The organism is Rhizobium sp. KNZ2-6A (assembly GCF_056755475.1).
The window spans coordinates 98,203-117,234 of the sequence record NZ_JBNDIC010000019.1; the positions used below are offsets into that span (position 1 = coordinate 98,203).

Annotated in this window: 17 protein-coding genes; 14 read left to right on the forward strand and 3 right to left on the reverse strand. The window is 61.0% G+C overall.

The genetic code is table 11. The features are described 5' to 3' along the window. Positions 1–61: 61 nt before the first annotated feature. Complete coding sequence (locus ACPYOP_RS15420) at positions 62–379, forward strand: hypothetical protein (RefSeq protein ID WP_481411232.1); 318 nt, start codon at positions 62–64, stop codon at positions 377–379. Between the two features lie 179 nt (positions 380–558). After that, positions 559–741 (forward strand): Flp family type IVb pilin, encoded by a 183-nt coding sequence (locus ACPYOP_RS15425; RefSeq protein WP_481411233.1) that lies wholly within the window; start codon positions 559–561, stop codon positions 739–741. 36 nt (positions 742–777) lie between these two features. Here the strand turns inward: ACPYOP_RS15425 and ACPYOP_RS15430 are convergent, their stop codons facing one another. Continuing rightward, on the reverse strand, positions 778–1,662 hold the full coding sequence (locus tag ACPYOP_RS15430) for a methyltransferase domain-containing protein (protein WP_481411234.1): 885 nt from the start codon (positions 1,660–1,662) through the stop codon (positions 778–780). A 139-nt stretch (positions 1,663–1,801) separates the two neighbouring features. Between ACPYOP_RS15430 and ACPYOP_RS15435 the strand changes: the two genes are divergently transcribed. Genes ACPYOP_RS15435 through ACPYOP_RS15455 form a run of 5 tightly spaced genes read left to right on the forward strand, consistent with a single transcriptional unit; the run spans position 1,802 to position 4,760 of the window. Beyond that, the gene (locus ACPYOP_RS15435) at positions 1,802–2,578 is read left to right on the forward strand and encodes a ComF family protein (protein WP_481411235.1); all 777 of its coding nucleotides are present in this window, start codon (positions 1,802–1,804) and stop codon (positions 2,576–2,578) included. A gap of 30 nt (positions 2,579–2,608) precedes the next feature. Further along, positions 2,609–2,866 carry a glutaredoxin 3 gene (gene grxC / locus ACPYOP_RS15440; protein ID WP_481411236.1) on the forward strand — a complete coding sequence of 86 codons (258 nt, stop codon included), beginning with the start codon at positions 2,609–2,611 and terminating at the stop codon, positions 2,864–2,866. 24 nt (positions 2,867–2,890) lie between these two features. Continuing rightward, the gene (locus ACPYOP_RS15445; protein WP_481411237.1) at positions 2,891–3,748 is read left to right on the forward strand and encodes a carbon-nitrogen hydrolase family protein; all 858 of its coding nucleotides are present in this window, start codon (positions 2,891–2,893) and stop codon (positions 3,746–3,748) included. Next, the gene (locus ACPYOP_RS15450) at positions 3,745–4,173 is read left to right on the forward strand and encodes a DUF1178 family protein (protein ID WP_481411238.1); all 429 of its coding nucleotides are present in this window, start codon (positions 3,745–3,747) and stop codon (positions 4,171–4,173) included. Before ACPYOP_RS15445 ends, ACPYOP_RS15450 begins: the two co-directional genes overlap by 4 nt. Further along, on the forward strand, positions 4,173–4,760 hold the full coding sequence (locus ACPYOP_RS15455; protein ID WP_481411239.1) for a DUF3291 domain-containing protein: 588 nt from the start codon (positions 4,173–4,175) through the stop codon (positions 4,758–4,760). The genes ACPYOP_RS15450 and ACPYOP_RS15455 overlap by 1 nt, the downstream gene beginning before the upstream one ends. A gap of 310 nt (positions 4,761–5,070) precedes the next feature. Here the strand turns inward: ACPYOP_RS15455 and ubiG are convergent, their stop codons facing one another. Then, entirely contained in the window at positions 5,071–5,817 is a 747-nt protein-coding gene (gene ubiG, locus ACPYOP_RS15460; RefSeq protein ID WP_481411240.1) for a bifunctional 2-polyprenyl-6-hydroxyphenol methylase/3-demethylubiquinol 3-O-methyltransferase UbiG, read from the reverse strand. A 255-nt stretch (positions 5,818–6,072) separates the two neighbouring features. Between ubiG and ACPYOP_RS15465 the strand changes: the two genes are divergently transcribed. The 7 genes from ACPYOP_RS15465 (at position 6,073) to clpB (ending at position 16,519) form a co-directional block, all read left to right on the forward strand. Beyond that, on the forward strand, positions 6,073–6,699 hold the full coding sequence (locus ACPYOP_RS15465; RefSeq protein WP_481411241.1) for a hypothetical protein: 627 nt from the start codon (positions 6,073–6,075) through the stop codon (positions 6,697–6,699). 173 nt (positions 6,700–6,872) lie between these two features. Continuing rightward, complete coding sequence (locus ACPYOP_RS15470; RefSeq protein ID WP_481411242.1) at positions 6,873–8,147, forward strand: aspartate kinase; 1,275 nt, start codon at positions 6,873–6,875, stop codon at positions 8,145–8,147. A 100-nt stretch (positions 8,148–8,247) separates the two neighbouring features. After that, on the forward strand, positions 8,248–10,515 hold the full coding sequence (gene ptsP / locus ACPYOP_RS15475) for a phosphoenolpyruvate--protein phosphotransferase (RefSeq protein WP_481411243.1): 2,268 nt from the start codon (positions 8,248–8,250) through the stop codon (positions 10,513–10,515). Between the two features lie 88 nt (positions 10,516–10,603). After that, complete coding sequence (gene prfA / locus ACPYOP_RS15480) at positions 10,604–11,683, forward strand: peptide chain release factor 1 (RefSeq protein WP_481411244.1); 1,080 nt, start codon at positions 10,604–10,606, stop codon at positions 11,681–11,683. After that, positions 11,680–12,555, forward strand: a complete 876-nt coding sequence (gene prmC / locus ACPYOP_RS15485) for a peptide chain release factor N(5)-glutamine methyltransferase (RefSeq protein WP_481411245.1) — start codon at positions 11,680–11,682, stop codon at positions 12,553–12,555. The genes prfA and prmC overlap by 4 nt, the downstream gene beginning before the upstream one ends. A gap of 348 nt (positions 12,556–12,903) precedes the next feature. After that, a complete protein-coding gene (locus ACPYOP_RS15490; RefSeq protein ID WP_481411246.1) occupies positions 12,904–13,602 on the forward strand; it encodes a DUF4167 domain-containing protein in 699 nt (232 codons plus the stop codon). 316 nt (positions 13,603–13,918) lie between these two features. Next, the gene (gene clpB, locus ACPYOP_RS15495) at positions 13,919–16,519 is read left to right on the forward strand and encodes an ATP-dependent chaperone ClpB (protein ID WP_481411247.1); all 2,601 of its coding nucleotides are present in this window, start codon (positions 13,919–13,921) and stop codon (positions 16,517–16,519) included. 148 nt (positions 16,520–16,667) lie between these two features. Here the strand turns inward: clpB and ACPYOP_RS15500 are convergent, their stop codons facing one another. After that, complete coding sequence (locus ACPYOP_RS15500; protein WP_481411248.1) at positions 16,668–18,608, reverse strand: M23 family metallopeptidase; 1,941 nt, start codon at positions 18,606–18,608, stop codon at positions 16,668–16,670. Positions 18,609–19,032: the final 424 nt, after the last annotated feature.

Below are 19,032 nucleotides of genomic sequence, written 5' to 3' on the forward strand. Positions count from 1 at the left end.
TTCTGGCATTCAATTCTCTCAATCAAGCGATTGTTGGGTGCGTTAAAGAAGGCTTGACATAATGGACGACGATTTCTGGAAAGCTGTTCAAGAGAAAGAGCAGTCCTATTCCACGTCGCGCAAGACGGGCGCGTTGAATATCGCTCTGCTGTTCGGAACAGCGGCGGTTGCGCTTTCGCTCATCCTCACGCCGATGCTCTCCGACAAATCGAAGTCCCGCGTGCTTGCAAGCGCGCCGGAGATCGATAATGTTACCACCGGCTCGATCCCGCAGACGGAAAACGGCAAGCGTTATACGATCCGCCGCAGCGTGCTGCAGCAGGAACCGGGTTCGGTCTGCATCGTCCAGGGCTATGGCGCCGACAGTGGTTGCCAATAGAAGCATTCCAGGAAAAGTGCGCGGCGTTTTTCCGTCCGGAATGCGCAAGGAAACGAAAAGATAGGGCGTTTTCGCGATTGGGAGAAAAGCGGAAATGCTCTTGTGCACGAGCATAGCCTGCCGGATGCCATGATGAGCATCGGATTCATCTGTTGTCCAATGCTGGGAGCTCCGAGCTTATGCGTTCCGTACGGCGTATTTTCAATGACAAGACCGGTGCGACGGTCATCGAATATGGTTTGATTGCCGCGCTGATGTCGGCGGCGATCATCAGCGGCGTCGGCGCTTTCGGCGGCAGTCTGTCGAGCGTGTTCAATACGCTCTCCAACACGATACAGAATTCGGCCGCGTCGCAGAACTAAGCTGACGTGAGACCAGATCCAAGCGTCGCCCGCCGGCTATTGCTTCAGCTTGTGCTCTTCGACCTTGAGCGCATCGGCCAAGCGTGCCTTGGCGGAGCCCGGCCGCAGCGGCTTCTGCTGGCTTTCGTGCGGCGTCCAGCCTGAGACGTAGATGATCGAGAATGTTGCCCTGATCCGGCCGTCCGGATCGGAATAGCGTTCGGCATAGAGTTCGGCCGCACGCAGGAAGAAGGCGCGCGTCAGCGGCTTGCGGCTGCGATCGACAAGCGGATTGGTCATGCCCATGGCCCGCAAGTCGCGCATCAGGGCAAACAAGTTGTCGTAGCGCACCGTATAGGTCTCGGCGTCGATGACGGGCAGGGCAAAGCCGGCACGTTGCAGGAGGCCGCCGACATCGCGGACGTCGGCAAAGGGGATGACGCGCGGGCTTGCGCCGCCCGTCAGTTCGATCTCGGTCGCGAGCAGCACGTCTCGCAGCTCCTGCAGCGTGCCGGAACCGGGGATCGCCGCCAGGAAGAGGCCGTCGGCCTTCAGCGCGCGGCGGACCTGAATGAAGACGCCGGGCGTGTCGTTGGTGACATGCAGGCTGAGCGGCGAAAGCACGAGGTTTACCGACTCGGCCTCCAACGGCAATTCTTCCAGCGGAGCCTCGATGATTGTTTCGCCGGGGGCGGCAAAGCCCAGCTCGCTTTCGATTCTCTTCAGATGACTGATCTTGCCGGTCGCCAATGCCAGGCGCGCGGCAATGCCGGTCGCGCCGTGCAGCTCGACCGCCTCGTCGAAATGGCGCTCGGTCACCGCCAGGCGCTCCGCCAGTTCGCCGGCGGCAATATCAAGCAGGAAGGCAGCTTTCGGGTCGGCCTGTTTCAGCGCCCGGCGCTTGCGGGCCGAAAGCAGCGATTGGTCGAATACGATTTCCATGGCGGTTTCCTGCAATATCATCAATTCGGCGTGGCGGGCACGCACGTTTCCCTTCGCAAAGCCCGCGGGAAAAAGCTAGAGAGCAATTCGGGACGGAAAACCGCTATACACTTTTCCAGGAATTGCTAGTCTCCATCATATGGGGATGGTGGGACGCGAAATCACCTTTTCTATATTGGGTGCAGGGCTGAAAAGGCCCTTTGTGGCGCTCGCCGATCTCGTCTATCCGCCCGCCTGTCCGGGTTGCGGCGTCTCGGCCGGGACGCATCGCGGTCTCTGTCCGGTGTGCTGGTCGGATATTCGCTTCATCGAGCGGCCCTATTGCGAGGTTCTGGGCAGCCCGTTTTCCCATGATCTCGGTGCCGGCATCTTGAGTGCCGAGGCGATTGCCGATCCGCCTGTCTTCGATCGCCTGCGGTCCGCCGCCGTCCATGACGGTATCGTGCGCGATCTCGTTCTCAGTTTGAAATATCGCGATCGCACCGATCTGGCCCCGATGATGGCCGGCTGGATGCTGCGTGCCAGCGATGGGATGGTCGCGGCCTGCGACGCGGTCATTCCCGTGCCGCTGCACAGGGCGCGGTTGTTTTCGCGTAAGTATAATCAGGCCGCCGAACTCGCCCGTCACATTGCCCGCCTTTCGGGCAAGCCGCTGCTGGCCGCAACGCTCCTGCGCGTCAAGCGCACGAGCCAGCAGGTCGGTTTGGGAGCCAAGGCGCGGCAGGACAATGTGCGTGGCGCCTTTGCCGTCTCCGAGCACCGGGCCGCCGATATATTCGGGCGGCGCGTCGTTCTGGTCGATGATGTCTATACGACCGGCGCGACGGTTGCCGCCGCCACACGCGCCCTGAAGAAAGCAGGTGCGGCCGATGTCACGGTTTTGACCTTTGCAAGGGTCGTTGGCCATCTTATATGACAGACAATCTAAGCTTTTCCGGAGTGGATCATGGCATCCGTCGTTATCTATACGCGTGAATTCTGCGGCTATTGCGCCCGCGCGAAATCCCTGCTCGAATCCAAGGGTGTCGATTATGTCGAGCACAACGCCACCTATTCGCCCGAGATGCGGCAGGAGATGATCGCCAAGGCGAAAGGCGCCTCGACCTTCCCGCAGATCTTCATCAATGGCGAGCATGTCGGCGGATGCGATGATATTCACGCGCTCGACCGGGCCGGCAGGCTCGATCCGATGCTGGCTGCCTGACCTTTCTTGACGAGGGAGAAACCGATGAGCTTCAAGGCTGCCGCCATCCAGATGTGTTCCGGCGTCGATCCGGTGAAGAACGCGGCTGACATGGCGCGCCTGGTGCGCGATGCCGCATCCCAGGGTGCGATCTACGTGCAGACGCCGGAAATGACCGGCGCTGTCCAGAAGGATCGGCCTGGCCTGCGCGCAGTGCTGCGCGACGAGCCGGACGATATCATCGTCAAGACAGCCTCCGAGCTGGCGAAGGAACTCGGCATTCACTTGCATATCGGCTCGACCGCAATTGCGCTCGATGACGGCAAGATCGCCAATCGCGGCTTCCTCTTCGGTCCCGATGGCAAGCTCATCAACCGCTACGACAAGATCCATATGTTCGACGTCGATCTCGACAATGGCGAGAGCTGGCGCGAAAGCGCCGTCTACCGGCCCGGCTCCGAGGCACGCATCGCATCGCTGCCTTTTGCCCAGCTCGGCTTTTCCATCTGCTATGACGTGCGCTTTCCGCAGCTCTTCCGCGCCCAGGCCGTTGCCGGCGCCGAGGTAATGACGGTGCCCGCCGCCTTCACCAGGCAGACGGGCGAAGCGCATTGGGAAATCCTGCTGCGCGCCCGCGCCATCGAGAACGGCATGTTCGTTATTGCCGCCGCGCAGGCCGGCAAGCATGAAGACGGCCGCGAAACCTTCGGTCATTCGATGATCATCGATCCCTGGGGCAAGGTGTTGGCATCTGCCGGCGGCACGGGCGAGGCCGTCGTCATCGCCGAGATCGATGTTAGCGCGGTGAAATCCGCCCACGACAAGATACCGAACCTGAAGAATGCGCGTGAATTCTCGCTGGAGAAGATCGCGACGCCGGCGGCTGGAGGCGTCGCTGCTTGATCCGTTATTCGCTTAGCTGTGACAATGCCCATGAGTTCGAGGGCTGGTTTTCCGAGAGTGCCGATTTCGATCGCCAGGTCGCGAGCGGTTTCCTCACCTGTCCCGTCTGCAATTCGGCCGCGATCTCCAAGCTTCTGATGGCGCCTTCGGTTTCGACGGCGCGCAGGAAGGACGAGATGCAGACGCTCGCCATGGATGCCGCCCGCAAGCAGGCGATGACAAAGCTCAAGGAAGCAGTCGACGCCATCAAGGCCAATGCCGAGGATGTAGGCGCCAAATTTCCGGAAGAGGCCCGCAAGATCCATTACGGCGAAGCGGATGCGCGCGGGATCATCGGCAAGGCGACGCCGGACGAGGCGCAAGCCCTCGTCGAGGAAGGCATCGAGATCGCCGCCATTCCCGTACTGCCTGACGACGTCAATTGATGCCGGCGAGCACCGGTAAGCATCTGGTCATGTATAATTTCGGGCTGCATGTCTCGGCCTATGAAAGCCCTGCCGTCGAAGGATTTCGCCTGCGTGAAGCGGCAAATTTCGAAGCGGCCGCTCGCGCAAGCGGTTTCATTGGCCGCTCCGGCTACGCCGGGGAGCCTGGCATTGCCTGCTGGAGCGAGCAGGTCTTCCCGCGTTTCATAGAGGGCAGTGGCTTTATGACGGCGCCGTCGTCGCTGTCGCTCTGGACTGATATCGAGTCGCTGATGGCATTCGCCTATAGCGGCGTGCACGCCGACGCCCTGAAACATGGGCGACACTGGAACGTCAGGCAGAGCTGGCCGCCGCTTGTTCTTTGGTGGGTGGATGGCGGGACCGTTCCGCAGTGGCAGGACGGTGTCGAGCGGCTCGAACATCTGCACGATCATGGTTCCTGCCCGGCGGCCTTCTCATTCAGGCAGCCCTATGGGCCTGATGGCCAACCTCAGGAGATCGACCGTTCTCGTATCAAGGATATCGTTGCTTACAACGCCGTGGGCCAGAGCGAGTTGCTGGCACATGTGCTGACATTGAAGGTTTGACGCGGGAAAGGCATCGAGATTGCCGCCGTCCCCGTACTGCCCGAGGATATCAACTGATGCCGGCGATTGGTGGAGAATCTTCACCCCCCTCTGTCACTTCGTGACATCTCCCCCACAAGGGGGGAGGTCGGTAACCTGCGGCAACTTCTCGCACCAAACAGATATCGTGTCTGCTTGCGCCTGAATTTATCATTTTAGCAGAGAGTGCGGCGAACTCAGAACAATCTCCACCCTTGTGGGGGAGATGTCACGAAGTGACAGAGGGGGGTATCAGAGCCTCAGCGAATACTGTGCCGCGGACATGCCAATTTCACGCGGCCCGCTTTGCCAGCAGCATGTAGTTGACGTCCATATCCTTCGAGAGGTTCCAGCGGTCCTGCAGCGGCGAATAGAAGACGCCGGTGCGGGCGATGATTTCCAGTCCATCGGCGGCAAGCGGCTTTTCGATTTCTTCCGGGCGCACGAGCTTTTCATATTGATGAGTGCCGCGCGGCAGCCAGCGCAGCACGTTCTCCGCCGCGAAAATGGCAAGCGCCGCGGCTTTCATGGTGCGGTTGATGGTCGCAACGAACATCAGGCCGCCGGGGCGCACCATTTTCGCGCAGGTCGACAGGAAGAATTCGACGTCGGCAACGTGCTCGACCACCTCCATATTCAGCACGATATCGAAGGTCTCGCCGGCCTCGGCCAATTGTTCGGCGGTGAGGGCGCGGTAGTCGACAGGAACACCTGAAGCCTTTGCATGCGTCGACGCAATGCCGATGTTCTTTTCCGAGGGGTCGGCGCCGACGACCGCGGCACCCATGCGCGCCACGGGCTCGGACAGCAGGCCGCCGCCGCAGCCGATATCGAGCACGCGCAGGCCCTCCAGCGGCCGGCTGCTCTTCGGATCGCGGCCGAAATTCTCGCAGGCGCGATCGCGGATGTAGGCGAGGCGCACCGGGTTGAACTTATGCAGTGGCTTGAATTTACCGGTCGGGCTCCACCACTCGGCCGCCATGGCGGAAAAGCGGTCGACTTCGCTCTGGTCGATCGTGCTCTTTGCCGTTTCGCTCATGGTTCACTCCGTGATCTGTGCCGTGGCTCGGGCGAGCACAGGCAACAATATGTCCCTGTGTGAAGTCGGACGATCGATGCGCGATGTCAAGGGCTGCGGCCATCGATCGCCTGTGGGGTGTGTCGATCGGCGGCGGCGAATTGCGATCCTGAGGTTGACATGGAGGTATCTTATGGCCGATCAATCGCCGGGCTGCGAAATGGACTTTCAGAACCGGGATCGATTCCGATCGACCGGCGTATAGAGGAGTTCCTCATGAGACCACTCCGTCTCGCGACGGCTATCGCCATGGGTTGCCTTGCTGTCGGCCACGCAAATGCCGGGGACAGCAAGGGGTATCGCCTGACGATCGATGGTGTCGTGGTGGGCATCAATCCCGGCGATACGTTCGAAGTCACCATGAAGGACGGTCGCAAGGTCCCGGTGGAGCTGCAGCGCAGCGATACGGTGACGTTCACGGGCGGCAAGTTCTCCTTCGATCACGATGGCAAGCTCACCGTCGCAAAGACGGATCTCGGCGACGGCGTGCAGCAATATGCGCTGATGACGCCGATCGGCACCGGTATCATCGTGCAGGTCTATAAAGGTCTCAATCCGTCAAGCAACACCGACGCCGTGCTGCAGCAGATGGTGCAGGAAAGCCTCAACGGCGGCGCGAAGGTGACCAAACAGGGCACGCAGCGCACGCTCCCGGGCGGCAGCGTGCTGAAGGGTGTGAAGGCGGAAACCACCACGGATGACGATGTCATGGAATATGAGATCGTCGCGACCGGCCGGCCGGAGGGCGGCATACTCGTCGCCACCTTCCTCAACAAGGAGAATATCTCCAAGGAAGGTGGAATTCTCGACAAGCTCTGGTCGACCTTAAAAGTTGATTATTAGAGTATAGTTTTTTGTCGCGCCGGGTGCGTCCCGCTATTGCACCCGCCCGACAAACTCGTTAAGAGACGGCCCCATTGAGATCACGCTTTTCCGGCTACCGAACCGGGAGGGCGATTTTGCATGTCGGGCTTTCCGTATTTCGGCCGCCCGGCGCAGGGTACTGGTAGAGGCACATGGCACGCATCGTGATGAAATTCGGCGGAACCTCCGTCGCGGATCTGGACCGTATCAAGAACGTCGCACGCCATGTGAAACGCGAGGTCGATGCCGGCCATGAAGTGGCCGTCGTCGTTTCCGCCATGTCTGGCAAGACCAACGAGCTGGTCGGCTGGGTCCAGAACATGCCGAAGGTCACCGGTGCCGATCATTCCATCTATGATGCGCGCGAATATGACGCGGTTGTCGCTTCGGGCGAGCAGGTCACGTCCGGCCTGCTGGCGATCGCGCTCCAGGCCATGGGCATCAATGCCCGTTCGTGGCAGGGCTGGCAGATCCCGATCCGCACCGACAATGCGCATGGCGCGGCCCGCATTCTCGAGATCGACGGCGAAGACATGATCCGCCGGATGGGGGAAGGCCAGGTCGCCGTCGTTGCCGGGTTCCAGGGCCTTGGTCCGGACAATCGCCTCGCGACGCTCGGCCGCGGCGGCTCGGACACTTCGGCAGTCGCGATCGCCGCCGCCGTCAAGGCTGACCGCTGCGACATCTACACCGATGTCGACGGTGTCTATACGACCGATCCGCGCATCGAGCCGAAGGCGCGCCGCCTGAAGAAGATCGCCTTCGAGGAAATGCTCGAAATGGCCTCTCTCGGCGCCAAGGTGCTGCAGGTGCGCTCGGTCGAGCTGGCCATGGTCTTTAAGGTCCGCACTTTCGTGCGCTCTTCTTTCGAGGATCCCGATGCTCCGGGCATGGGCGATCTGCTCAACCCGCCCGGAACGCTGATTTGTGACGAGGATGAAATCGTGGAACAGGAAGTAGTCACCGGCATTGCCTATGCCAAGGATGAGGCTCAGATATCGCTGCGCCGTCTTGCCGACCGGCCGGGCGTTTCCGCCGCGATCTTCGGGCCGCTGGCCGAAAACCACATCAATGTCGACATGATCGTCCAGAATATTTCCGAGGACGGTTCCAAGACCGACATGACCTTCACCGTTCCCTCCGGCGATGTCGACAAGGCGCTTCGCGTCCTTGGCGAAAACAAGGAAAAGATCGGCTACGACGTCGTCCAGAGCGAATCAGGTCTGGTCAAGGTATCGGTCATCGGCATCGGCATGCGCTCGCATGCGGGCGTTGCCGCGACCGCTTTCCGGGCACTTGCCGAAAAAGGTATCAACATCAAGGCCATTACGACGTCAGAAATCAAGATTTCCATCCTGATTGATGGTCCTTACGCAGAACTCGCAGTCAGGACTTTGCATTCCTGTTACGGTCTGGATAAGAGTTGATTCAGGACTGCTGACAACGGACCGTGACTGAGGCGAGTTTCGGCCGGCCCTGGCGTGGGCAAGACAGGCATGACATCTTGATTCGGGAGCTAGTGGCGCAATGAGAGACCTATCCGGCGGTCCACGCGTTCTGCTCAAGCGGCTACGCGAGTTGATGGCGGAGCCGCTGGAGCCGCAGGAGCGCCTTGACCGGATCGCCCGCCAGATTGCCAGCAACATGGTCGCCGAGGTCTGCTCGGTCTATGTGCTGCGCGCGGACGGTGTCCTCGAACTTTATGCCACCGAAGGCCTGAAGAAAGAGGCCGTCCACCTTTCGCAACTGAAGATGGGGCAGGGCCTTGTCGGTACAATTGCCGCCTCCGCCCAGCCGCTGAACCTTTCGGACGCGCAATCACATCCCGCCTACCGCTACCTGCCGGAAACCGGCGAAGAGATCTACCATTCCTTCCTCGGCGTGCCGATCCTGCGTTCGGGTCGCTCGCTCGGCGTTCTCGTCGTTCAGAACAAGGCGAGCCGCACCTATCGCGAGGAAGAGCTGGAGGCGCTCGAAACGACGGCCATGGTGCTGGCCGAAATGATCGCGACCGGCGAGCTGAAGAAGATCACCAAGCCCGGCCTGGAGCTCGATCTCACCCGGTCGGTCACCATCGACGGCGACACCTATAATGAAGGCATCGGCCTCGGCTATGTCGTCCTGCACGAGCCGCGCATCGTCGTCACCAACCTGCTGAACGACGATGCCGACAAGGAAATCGGCCGCCTGGCCGAAGCTCTCGGTTCGCTGCGCATCTCGATCGACGACATGCTGTCGCGCCGCGATGTTTCGATGGAGGGCGAGCATCGCGAGGTGCTTGAAACCTACCGCATGTTCGCGCACGATCAGGGCTGGGTGCGCAAGCTCGAGGAAGCCGTCCGCAACGGCCTGACCGCTGAAGCGGCGGTCGAAAAAGTGCAGAGCGACACCAAGGCGCGCATGATGCGCCTGACCGATCCCTATCTTCGCGAGCGCATGCACGATTTCGAGGATTTGGCGAACCGGTTGCTCCGGCAGCTCATCGGCCATTCGGGCCGCACCAGCGCCGAGGGTTTTCCGAACGATGCGATCATCTTCGCGCGCGCCATGGGCGCGGCGGAACTGCTGGATTATCCCCGCGCCAACATTCGCGGCCTGGTGCTGGAAGAGGGCGCGGTGACGAGCCATGTCGTCATCGTCGCGCGGGCCATGGGCATTCCCGTCGTCGGGCAGGCGGCAGGTGTCGTCGCGCTGGCGGAAAACGGCGATCCGGTCATCATCGATGGCGACGGCGGCCATGTCCATTTGCGGCCGATGACCGATCATCAGCGCTCCTATGAAGAGAAAGTGCGGTTCCGTGCCCGCCGGCAGGAGCAGTTCCGTGCCCTGCGCTCCGTCGAGCCGGTCACCAAGGACGGGCAGCGCATTTCGCTTTTGATGAATGCCGGCCTGCTGGTCGATCTGCCGCAGCTTGCCGAATCCGGCGCCGAGGGCATCGGCCTGTTCCGCACCGAGCTGCAATTCATGATCGCCTCGACCATGCCGAAGGCGGAGGAGCAGGAAGCCTTTTATCGCAATGTGATGAAGCAGGCGGGCGGCCACGTCGTTACCTTCCGGACGCTCGATATCGGCGGCGACAAGGTAGTCCCTTATTTCCGCGCGCATGAGGAAGAGAACCCGGCGCTCGGCTGGCGCGCCATCCGCCTCTCGCTCGACCGCCCCGGCCTGTTGCGCACGCAGCTCCGGGCTATGCTGAAGGCCGCTGCCGACAGCGAGCTGAAGATGATGGTGCCGATGGTCACGGAGGTCTCCGAGATCAGGGCGGTGCGCGAGCTCCTGCAGAAGGAAGTGCAGCACCTCTCGCGCTTCGGCCACAGCCTGCCGCGCAAGCTGCAATTCGGCGCCATGCTGGAAGTGCCGGCGCTGCTGTGGCAGCTGGACGAGCTGATGGCGGAAGTCGATTTCGTCTCCATCGGCTCCAACGACCTGTTCCAGTTCGCGATGGCGGTGGACCGCGGCAATGCGCGCGTGTCGGACCGCTTCGATCCACTCGAGCGACCCTTCCTGCGCATCCTGCGCGATATCGTGCGCGCCGGCGAGCGCAACAAGACGCCGGTGACGCTGTGCGGCGAGCTGGCCGGCAAGACGATTTCGGCGATGGCCCTGCTCGGCCTCGGCCTGCGCTCGGTTTCGATGTCGCCCGCCTCGATCGGTCCGGTCAAGGCGATGCTGCTCGGGCTCGACCTCAAGGCCCTGTCTGATGTCATGGAGACCGCGCTCGATGACAGGCAGCCGACAAGTTCCATGCGGGATATCCTTGTGCGCTTTGCCGAGAGCCACAATATTCCGCTTTAGCGCGATCCTGAAAAACACGAAGCGGTTTCCAGGCAGGATCATGAGCACCATATCAAAGCAGAGATAATAAGAAGAATTGGAGTAGAGGGTGGCGAAGCTCCCCGTTGAAAAAATGCGCGAATTGGAACGCCGTTTCGGCGAGATCGAGGCGCGCATGTCCGCCGGCCCGGCCGCGGATGTCTATGTGAAGCTTGCTTCCGAATATTCCGAATTGCAGCCGGTCGTGATCAAGATCCGTGACTATGAGCGCGCCCTTGCCGAGGCAGCCGATCTCGAAACCATGCTCTCCGACAAATCGGTCGACCGCGACATGCGCGACCTCGCCGAGATGGAGCTGCCCGAGGTCAAGGAGCGCATCGAGACGCTGGAAAAGGATATCCAGATCGAGCTTCTGCCGAAGGATGCGGCCGACGAGAAGAGTGCGATCCTGGAAATCCGCGCCGGCACGGGCGGTTCCGAGGCGGCACTTTTCGCAGGCGATCTCTTCCGCATGTATGAGCGCTTCGCGGCCGCCAATGGCTGGAAGGTGGAAGTTCTCTCCGCCAGCGACGGCGAAGCGGGCGGCTACAAGGAAATCATCGCGACGATCAGCGGCAAAGGCGTGTTCTCGCGGCTGAAGTTCGAGTCCGGCGTCCATCGCGTGCAACGCGTGCCGGAAACCGAGGCGAGCGGCCGCATTCATACCTCTGCGGCGACCGTCGCCGTGCTGCCGGAAGCCGAAGAAATCGATATCGAAATCCGGCCCGAGGATATTCGCATCGATACCATGCGCTCGTCCGGCGCCGGCGGCCAGCACGTCAACACGACCGACTCGGCCGTGCGCATCACCCATCTTCCCTCTGGTATCGTCGTCACCAGCTCGGAAAAGTCGCAGCACCAGAACCGCGCCAAGGCAATGCAGGTGCTGCGGTCACGCCTGTTCGACATGGAGCGCCAGCGCGCCGACAGTGAGCGTTCCGCCGACCGCAAGAGCCAGGTCGGTTCGGGCGACCGGTCCGAACGCATCCGCACCTATAATTTTCCGCAGGGACGCGTCACCGATCACCGCATCAACCTGACGCTCTACAAGCTCGACCGGATGATGGTCGGCGAGATCGACGAGGTGGTCGACGCGCTGCTGGCGGATTACCAGGCGAGCCAGCTCGCCCAGCTTGGCGAACAGGCATGAGCGGCGAACAGGGGCCGACTGTCTCCGGACTCCTGCAGGAGGTGCGCGCGCGCTTTGCCGAGGCCGACCTCGACGATCCCGCCACGGAGGCGCGCATTCTTGTCGGCGGTCTGCTTCATCTTGCCGCCACCGAACTGGTGACGAAAGGTTCCGAGCCGGTGTCTGCCAAAGATGCCGCGGCGGTGCGGGCGGCGATTGCCCGCCGTCTCAATCATGAGCCGGTCCATCGGATTCTTGGCGAGCGGGAGTTTTACGGCCTCTCGCTGCGGCTCTCGCCGGCGACCCTCGAACCGCGGCCCGATACCGAAATTCTCGTCGATACGATGCTGCCATACCTGCGGCGTCTTGAATCCAAGGTCGGCAATGTCCATATACTCGATATCGGAACGGGAACAGGCGCCATCTGTCTGGCCCTGCTTCACGAATGCCCCAAAGCGACGGGTGTTGGTTCCGATATTTCCAGCGAGGCGCTGGAAACCGCTCGCGGGAACGCTGAGCGAAATGGCCTGGCGGCGCGGTTTGGAACCGCGCATGGAAGCTGGTTTGACGCCATCCACGAATGTTTTCATGTGATTGTCTCAAATCCGCCCTATATTGCGTCCAGTGTCATTTCCACTCTCGCTCCAGAAGTAAAGGATTTCGATCCTCCCGCGGCCCTTGACGGGGGCCTTGATGGGCTGGATGCATACAGGGCGATCGCAAAGGATGCGGCGCGGTTTCTACTCCCGGATGGTATGATAGGGGTAGAGATTGGTTACGATCAGCGTGAAACGGTGACTTCGATTTTTGAAGGAGCAGGATTTTCCCTTGTCGAAGCGGCTCGTGACTACGGCCAGAACGACCGGGTTCTTGTGTTTGAATTTCAACATTAACGCGACGTTTTACAGCGGATTTGTGGAACCCCTGTTGTTATCGCAAAGAAAAAGCTTGGATTTCCTGAGGAAGCAATATAGGTTGCGCTCACGCGTTGGGCGGCTGGGAATAGGCGAGACGATTCGCTTATCTTGGACAGCCTCGGGGATCCGCTCTTTGGTAAGAGTGTCAAAGGTTGAAGATAACCCAATGCGTGATCAGTTTAATCTGACGTAGTCGAGCGGCAGACCGGCGCTAGCGCGCAGTTTGCTTGCGGCACGCAGGCCTTGGTTCGGGAAGCTCCGAACCGCGGCGGCAGGTGTCGTGTATGATTTTATCCCAACGAAGAGAATTCAGGTGAAGGATCTATGAGGCCAGGACAGCAGAATAAGCGCGGTCGGGGGCGTGGTAACAACAACAACGGTGGCGGTGGAAATAACAACAACAATTTCAACCGCAAGGGCTCGAACCCGCTGACCAGGACTTACGACAGCTCTGGTCCCGATGTGAAGATCCGCGGAACCGCACAGCATATCGCCGAGAAGTATTCGGCCTTGGCTCGCGATGCGCAGAGCTCTGGCGATCGTGTTATGGCGGAAAACTACCTGCAGCATGCCGAACACTATAATCGGATCATTGCCAGCGCCCAGGCGCAGATGCAGGAGCGCTATCAGCGCGACGATCAGCACAATTACAATGATCGCGACACGGGCGACCGTGACATCGACGATATCGAAAACGAGATCGATGACCAGCCGCAGATGGCTCCGCCTCCGGCTCGTCCGCGGCAGGAGGCTGCTCCGGCGGCTGCCGCCGCTCCGGCTCCCGAGCCGGAAGCCATCAACGGCACAGGCCCGCAGCCGGTAATCGAAGGCATTCCGGCCGAAGTGGCGATCGAGGAAGAAACTCCGGCAGTAGGCGCCACCGAGCGTCAGCCGCGTCGTCGCAATGCGGGCGGCAATCGTCCGCGCCGCCAGCCGCGCCGCAGTGCCGCAGCCGAGGGCGATGACCAGGGTGAAGCCGGGTCGAGCGAAGCTCCGGCTATGGCGGACGCTACCTCGGAATAAGTCGCTCCGCTGGAGCGAACCGGACCCATGAAGCGAGAATGCAGGAATGGCGGCGAAAGCCGCCATTTCTTTTTGTACGGGCGGAACTCCCTTCGGGGCTAATCGGCGCTTCTTCAACTGCAGAAACGGATGGAGCCACTCCCGCCGGTTTTTCCATTCCGCGACCCTTTAAACTCTTCAAATATCCTCCCATATTCTCCTCTGTTGCCTTGCCGCAAATCTCAACGGCGGAAAGGCGGGGCCTGCCTCTTGAGGGGGCTCAATCTCAATCATCGGTCTGTGCCGGTCAGGGCAGAGCGATTCATGGAGGTCTCCTATGAATATTGAAAAATACTCCGAGCGGGTGCGTGGTTTCCTGCAATCCGCCCAGACCTATGCGCTTGCGCAGGGGAACCAGCAGTTCGCTCCCGAACATGTGCTGAAGGTGCTACTGGACGACGATCAGGGCATGGCTGCCTCGTTGATCGAACGCGCCGGCGGCGACGCCAAGGCTGCCCGCCTTGCCAACGATGCCGTCCTTGCCAAGCTGCCGAAAGTTTCCGGCGGCGATGGCCAGATTTATCTCTCGCAGCCGCTCGCCAAAGTCTTTGCCGCCGCTGAGGAAGCCGCAAAGAAGGCTGGCGACAGCTTCGTGACCGTCGAGCGTCTCCTGCAAGCCCTGGCGATCGAGCCCACGGCTTCGACGTCGGCCACGCTGAAAAAGGCCAACGTAACCCCCGTTGCGCTCAATCAGGTCATCAACGATATCCGCAAGGGCCGCACGGCCGATTCCGCCAATGCGGAACAAGGCTTCGACTCCCTGAAGAAATATGCTCGTGACCTTACTGCCGAGGCTCGCGAAGGCAGGCTCGACCCGGTCATCGGTCGCGACGATGAAATCCGCCGCACCATCCAGGTCCTGTCCCGGCGCACGAAGAACAATCCCGTGCTCATCGGCGAGCCCGGCGTCGGCAAGACGGCGATCGTCGAAGGCCTGGCGCTGCGCATCGTCAATGGCGACGTGCCGGAATCGTTGAAGGACAAGAAGCTGATGGCGCTCGACATGGGTGCCTTGATCGCCGGCGCGAAGTTTCGCGGCGAGTTCGAAGAGCGGCTGAAGGCCGTGCTCAACGAGGTGCAGTCGGAAAACGGCGAGATCATCCTGTTCATCGATGAGATGCACACGCTGGTCGGTGCCGGCAAGGCCGATGGCGCCATGGATGCGTCCAACCTGTTGAAGCCCGCGCTTGCCCGCGGCGAGCTGCATTGCGTCGGCGCAACCACGCTCGATGAATATCGCAAGCATGTCGAGAAGGATCCGGCTCTTGCCCGCCGTTTCCAGCCCGTCATGGTCGAAGAGCCGACGGTCGAGGACACGATCTCGATCCTGCGCGGCTTGAAGGAAAAATACGAACAGCATCATAAGGTCCGCATCGCCGATGCCGCCCTGGTGGCCGCCACGACCTTGTCGAACCGCTACATCACAGACCGCTTCCTGCCTGACAAGGCCATCGACCTGATGGACGAGGCGGCGGCGCGTCTGCGCATGCAGGTGGATTCCAAGCCGGAAGAGCTTGATGAGCTCGATCGTCGTATCATCCAGCTGAAGATCGAGCGCGAGGCGCTGAAGAAGGAAACCGACCAGGCCTCGGCTGATCGGCTGAAGCGGCTGGAAACGGATCTTGCTTCTCTGGAAGAGGAAGCCGACGCGCTGACCGCGCGCTGGCAGGCCGAAAAGCAGAAGCTCGGTCTTGCCGCCGACCTGAAGAAGCAGCTTGACGATGCCCGCAACGAACTGGCGATCGCGCAGCGCAAGGGTGAATTCCAGCGCGCCGGCGAGCTTGCCTATGGGGTGATCCCCAATTTGGAGAAGGAACTCCACACCGCGGAAGAGCAGGACAGTGCCCGCGATTCCATGGTGCAGGAGGTCGTCACCGCCGATAACATCGCGCAGATCGTTTCCCGCTGGACCGGCATCCCCGTGGACAAGATGCTGGAAGGCGAGCGCGACAAGCTGCTCCGGATGGAAGACGAGCTGGCAAAGTGGGTCGTCGGGCAGGGGGATGCCGTTCAGGCGGTTTCGCGTGCCGTTCGCCGCTCGCGTGCCGGCCTGCAGGATCCCAACCGGCCGATCGGCTCGTTCATCTTCCTCGGCCCGACCGGCGTCGGCAAGACCGAGTTGACGAAGGCGCTAGCCCGTTTCCTCTTCGACGACGAAACGGCGATGGTGCGCATCGACATGTCTGAATACATGGAGAAGCACTCCGTCGCCCGGCTGATCGGCGCTCCTCCCGGCTATGTCGGCTATGAGGAAGGTGGTGCGCTGACCGAAGCCGTCCGCCGCAGGCCCTATCAGGTCGTGCTGTTCGACGAGATCGAGAAGGCGCATCCCGATGTCTTCAACATCCTGCTCCAGGTTCTGGATGACGGACGTCTGACGGACGGGCAGGGCCGCACGGTCGACTTCCGCAACACGATGATCATCATGACCTCCAACCTGGGCGCCGAATATTTGACCCAGCTGAAGGAAGGCGATGACAGCGATCTGGTGCGCGAACAGGTGATGGATGTGGTCCGGTCGCATTTCCGGCCCGAATTCCTGAACCGTATAGACGAGATCATCCTGTTCCACCGCTTGAAGCGCGATGAAATGGGCGCGATCGTCGATATCCAGCTGGAGCGGCTGTTGAAGCTGTTGTCGGAGCGCAAGATCATGCTCGAGCTCGACGACGACGCCCGCCATTGGCTGGCTAACAAGGGTTACGATCCGGTCTATGGCGCACGGCCGCTGAAGCGGGTGATCCAGAAATATGTCCAGGATCCGCTCGCCGAACAGATTCTTTCGGGTCAGATTCCGGATGGATCGCTCGTCAAGGTCACCAGCGGTTCGGACCGGCTGTTGTTCCGTCCGCGCCAGGCCGTGAATGAGGCTGCCTGAAGCAATTCCAGGAAAAGTGCGAAGCGGTTTTCCGTCCGGAATTGCGCAAATACTCTAAGCGGCACTGGGCGAACAAATGCAAATGGCGGTCTTCGGGCCGCCATTTTGCTATCGGCCAGGCCGCAAACAGGAGAGGTTCGTCGCCCGGTTACTTGCTGGCGATCTGTTTCGATTTGTCGTCGCTGAGCAGCGTATCGATGCGCTTGCGCTCTTCCTGGAATTTGGCGAGCGCATCGCCGTCCAGAGACTTGCCGCCGGGAAGGCGAATGCGCAGCGGATCGACCTTCGTGCCGTTGACGATCAGCTCGTAGTGGAGGTGGGGGCCGGTTGCGAGGCCTGTCGAGCCGATAAAGCCGATCACCTGGCCCTGCACTACTTTCGCGCCTGGCACGATACCCTTGGCGATGGCGCTTTGGTGATTGTAGGAGGAGACGTAGCCGTTCGCATGGCGAATAAGGGTCTGATTGCCGAAGCCGCCGGAATCCCAGCTCGCTTTTTCGACGATGCCGTTGCCGGCCGCGATAATCGGCGTGCCGCGGGGTGCTGACCAATCGACGCCGGTGTGCATGCGCGCGAAGCCGAGGATCGGGTGGCGGCGCATGCCGAAGCCTGATTTGAAGACCCCCGTGGGAACGGGGTTGCGCAGCAGGAATTGCCGGATGCTCTTGCCGTTTTCGTCGAAGTAGTCGATCGAGTGATCGGTCGGATCCTCAAAGCGATAGAAGCGTGTAACCGTATCGCCGAACTTGGCATTGACATAGAGCAGCTCGGAATCCGCCGTCGCCTGTCCCTTGTCGTCGGTGACCGAGAAGAAGGCTTCCAAGGAATCCGTCGGCTTCAGCTGTGCCTGGAAATCGACATTGCTGGCGAGCAGCTTGACGACCTGCGCCACCATCTCCTTGGTCATGCCGTAGGAAAGGGCCGCGCGATAGATGCCGTCGTAGACGCTCGGCAGATCACGTCCGGCCGTGAGCGTGGGCGCGTCGTTGTCGAAAGCGGTGGCAATGGCGTCCAGCATCGGTGGCGCGCTGCCGGCGACGAAATCGCCATGGTCGTTCTGTGCGATGGTGAGAAGATGTTTCGTGCCGCGATAGAGGCTGGCGCGGATGATCTTGGCCTGCTCGCCCTTCTGAAGGATGCCGATGCGCAATACATCGCCGGTGGAAACACTGGCGGATCCGAAGAGCGGCTGGATCTTTGCCGTGATGTCATCCGCATCGGCCTTGGGATAGCCGGCATTGGTCAGCGCCGTGGCGATCCGCATATTTTCGCGAACCGGTATGATATCGTCGGCAAACTCTTCCGTCTGCGGGGTCACGGCTTCCGGCGCCGAGACGGACATGTTTTCTTCGACGATGCGCGCGGCAAGACCCGCTGTCAGGTCGACATCGGAATCGTCATTGGCGAAACGGCGCGGGTCGACATAATAGAGCGCTGAAAGCTGGGTATTGCCATCAGCCAGAACAGAGCCGTTTGAGCGGACATTTTCCTCGACCTCTTCAAGCGACATGGAGCCGGCGAGCTGGAAGGGAATGTCCCTGGCGGGAAAGGGCACCGTCTTCAGGCTGACCTCGGATTCCACGTCCGATCCGTAGATCGCGCCGGTCTTATTGGCTGGCGGCGGTATGTTCTCGTCGGCGGAAAAGATCGCCAGCGGATCGAAGGGCGGGTAGTTTTCGCTGGCGATGCGGTTGGTGGCGAGCGCGATCTTCACATGGGCGAAGGGTTGGCGGCGCACCACCTCCTTGTCGCCGTCGCGCACGACCGTCGATACTTCGAGAATGTTGCGGTCGGACGGCTTCGAGGCGATCGCGGTGGAAATCAGGCGAGCGCCGCGGATGACCTGATCGTCGGAGGCGTCGTGGCTGTCTGTTGTTGCATAAGCTTCCGCCGGAATGGCCAGCTGCTGGCGGCCGTCGAGTGCAGCAAACAGCGCGACGCCCATCAGGATGCTCGACGTGAGGCCGGTCAGGAAGGTGCCGGAAAGCCATCGCAGGGAAACTTCGCGCCGGTCCGGCGCCCGCCTGCCATCGGCCAGGATTGGCGGCTCGTTACCGAGCGATCGGAGCATCATCTTGTCCGTCATCATGCCAATCGAGATCCGCTTTCCTTTATGCGAGCCGTAGGCTTGGGGGCGAAGATGTGCATATTTATGACAGGGGTGTCAAATCGAGGGGCCGTTTTTCGCCGCGCGGGAGACCCTGTTTCCTGCAAAATACCGGCGCGCGCGCGGCCCGCCCGAGGGGCAGAGGCGCCGGTTCATGGCCTCTTTCGCCATTGCGGGATCAGACGCTGCGTTTCCGCAGGGATATCTGTGGGTGTTCTACAGCGCATTTGCGGCGCCCACAGGGATATTCATAAATCTCTCATAGGAATCAATTAGTTATTTGTTTTTTGATTTTTTTCAAAAACGGCTGTTGACTACTTCGTTGGGTAGGGTCTATAAGCCCGATCACTGAACGAGGGCGGCGGCGCTGCTGGCGACGAAGTCTTTCGCTCTAGTGTTTCCTGGA